Annotated in this window: 1 protein-coding gene; it reads right to left on the reverse strand. The window is 61.5% G+C overall.

All coding sequences use genetic code 11. The annotated features are described in order from the left end of the window. Nucleotides 1–239, reverse strand: a 239-nt coding sequence (locus GYA94_RS27270) for a flagellar biosynthetic protein FliR (RefSeq protein WP_174824231.1), incomplete at both ends; no start/stop codon positions are given.

Genomic DNA, 239 nt, shown 5'->3' on the forward strand with positions numbered 1-239 from the left:
ACAGCACATCGGCCAGGCCGACCCAGAAGATGAACATGCCCATGACCAGGGTCAACGGGAAACCGATGGAGAAAATGTTCAGCTGCGGCGCCGCACGGGTCATCACCCCAAATGCAATGTTCACCACCAGCAACGCCGCAATCACCGGCAGGATCAACAGCAAGCCGGCACCGAACACCCAACCCATGCGCCCGGCGAGCTCCCAGAAGTGGTTGACCACCAGCGCATTGCCCACCGGC

The sequence above is a fragment of the Pseudomonas juntendi genome (genome assembly GCF_009932375.1).
GTDB classification, from domain to species: domain Bacteria; phylum Pseudomonadota; class Gammaproteobacteria; order Pseudomonadales; family Pseudomonadaceae; genus Aquipseudomonas; species Aquipseudomonas juntendi.